The organism is Gordonia sp. SCSIO 19800, assembly GCF_018132775.1.
In the GTDB taxonomy this organism is placed as follows: domain Bacteria; phylum Actinomycetota; class Actinomycetes; order Mycobacteriales; family Mycobacteriaceae; genus Gordonia; species Gordonia hongkongensis.
On sequence record NZ_JAGRQM010000049.1, the window covers coordinates 1 to 2,355 of the forward strand.

The 2,355-nt window shown below is 64.2% G+C and carries 2 protein-coding genes; both read left to right on the forward strand.

The window, feature by feature from the left end:
- Positions 1–1,503 (forward strand): IS21 family transposase (istA, locus tag KB201_RS24585; RefSeq protein ID WP_249146454.1); only part of this gene is annotated, 1,503 nt, incomplete at its 5' end.
- Positions 1,500–2,288 carry an IS21-like element helper ATPase IstB gene (gene istB / locus KB201_RS24590; RefSeq protein WP_211540880.1) on the forward strand — a complete coding sequence of 263 codons (789 nt, stop codon included), beginning with the start codon at positions 1,500–1,502 and terminating at the stop codon, positions 2,286–2,288. The genes istA and istB, both read left to right, overlap by 4 nt.
- Positions 2,289–2,355 lie beyond the last annotated feature (67 nt).

The following is a 2,355-nucleotide window of genomic DNA, read 5'->3' on the forward strand; positions in this document are numbered from 1 at the left end:
GCGAAGGACCGTATGGACATCATTTCTGCTTACCGAGAACTCGGAAGCTATCGCGCCGCAGCCGAGGTGTGCGGCACTACCCACAAGACCGTCAAGCGTGTGGTCGACCGGTTCGAGGCCGACGATCAGCCACCCGATCGCAAGGAACGGGCCCGCAACTACGACACCGTTGCCGAGCTGGTCGCTGAGCGAGTCGAGCGCTCACACGGCCGGATCACCGCCAAACGACTGCTCCCGGTAGCACGTGCGGCGGGCTATGAAGGCTCGGCCCGCAATTTCCGTCGTCTGGTCGCTACCTCGAAAACTCAGTGGCGCCGTGACCATCACCGTGGCCGTCGTCCAGCGGTGTGGGCGCCGGGTGACTACCTGGTCATCGATTGGGCCGTGATCGGTGGGCTGCACATGTTCTGCGCGGTGCTGGCGTTCTCACGCTGGCGGTTTGTTCGGTTCGCCACCAACGAAACAGCCACTACCACACTCGGGTTCATCGCCGAGGCCTTCGAGGAGATCGGTGGAGTGCCCCACAAGGTACTCGCTGATCGGATGGGTTGCCTCAAAGGTGGAGTCGTCGCCAACGTGGTCGTGCCAACCCCCACGTATGTGCGGTTTGCCACCCACTACGGGTTCGCCCCGGATTTCTGTCACGGCGCCGATCCGGAGTCGAAAGGGATCGTGGAGAACCTGTGCGGCTACGCGCAGTCGGATCTGGCGCAACCGTTGTGGACCGAAGCAAAGATCGCCGCAGGTCGTGACGACGTGCAGCTGGATGTGCATACGTCGAACCGGGCCGCTCGGGACTGGTGCGTCGAGGTCAACACCCGCCGCCACAGCGACACACTGTGCGTGCCTGCCGAGCAACTCGTGATTGAACGAGAAGTGTTGTCGGCGTTGCCGTCTCTGCGGGCCCAGGTCGGTCCACCGCCGGTCACCCGCAAGGTCGACCGCTTGTCCTGCATCCGGTATGCCTCGGCCCGCTATTCGGTACCCAACCGGCTCATCGGAACCACCGTGACCCTCATCCAGGACGGTGAACGGCTCCTGATCGCCGAACCCACCTCCGGTGAGGTGATCGCCGAACATGGGTTGGCCGCACCCGGCGAGGTCGTCCTCGACGACGATCACTACGGCGGACCACGAAAACCCCCTGGTCGGGCGCCACGACCCAAAACTGCTGCCGAGAAACAATTCTGCGAACTCGGTGAGGTTGCAGAGCAGTTCCTGGTAGGTGCTGCGGCGATCGGGAACACCCGCCTGGCCGGTGAACTCGATGACATCCTGCGACTCACCACCTCCCACGGCCACGAACAGGTGCTCACCGCCCTGACCAGGGCGGTGGCGTTCCGGCGGTTCAAGGCCGCCGATGTGCGTTCGATCCTCGATGCCGGAGCGGGCACCCCGAACCCGCGACCGGCCGGCGCAGCACTGCTCGGGCACCTGCCTACCGCGCCCACCCGCTCGCTGGATGCCTACAAGCTTGACGCCGGCGACAAGGAGGTGTCATGACCACCACAACATCGAAACCGGTTGCACCCCAACCAGTGCCGCCCCTACCTGCCGATCTCGACCACGCGCTACGCCGATTGAAACTGGCCTCCATCCGCCGCAGCGCACCCGAGGTGCTACTCACCGCGAAAACCCAGCGCTGGACACCCGAAGAAGTACTGCGGACCCTGATCGAAGCTGAGATCGCCGCCCGTGATGCCTCCAACATTCGCAACCGGCTCAAAGCTGCCGGGTTCCCGGTCACCAAAACCCTGGAATCATTCGACGTAGCCGCATCGTCCATCCCGGCCAACACTTTCGAATACTTGTCCTCGCTGGAATGGGTTCGGGCCCAACACAACCTGGCCTTGATCGGCCCGGCCGGGACAGGTAAGAGTCACACCCTGATCGGGCTGGGGATCGCCGCAGTGCATGCCGGGCACAAAGTGCGGTACTTCACCGCCGCCGACCTCGTGGAGACCCTGTATCGCGGGCTGGCCGACAACACCGTCGGCAAAACCATCGATACCCTGCTACGCCAAGACCTGCTCATCCTCGACGAGATCGGATTCGCCCCGCTCGACGACACCGGCACCCAACTGCTGTTCCGGCTCGTCGCCGGCGCCTACGAACGCCGCTCCCTCGCGATCGCCAGCCACTGGCCCTTCGAACAATGGGGACGATTCCTGCCCGAACACACCACCGCCGCCAGCATCCTCGACCGCCTACTGCACCACGCCACCATCGTCATCACCGACGGCGACTCCTACCGCATGACCCATCGAACGGAGGTGCCGCCAACCTAAGAACATCCCGCACAGGGTGGGGACTTCTACCTGGCCACCAGCGGGGACATCAAACTGGCCGTTGACA

What these genes read in the sequence shown, in the direction of transcription:
- istB (WP_211540880.1), top strand. Translation starts at nt 1,500, where the DNA reads ATGACCACCACAACATCGAAACCGGTTGCACCCCAACCAGTGCCGCCC.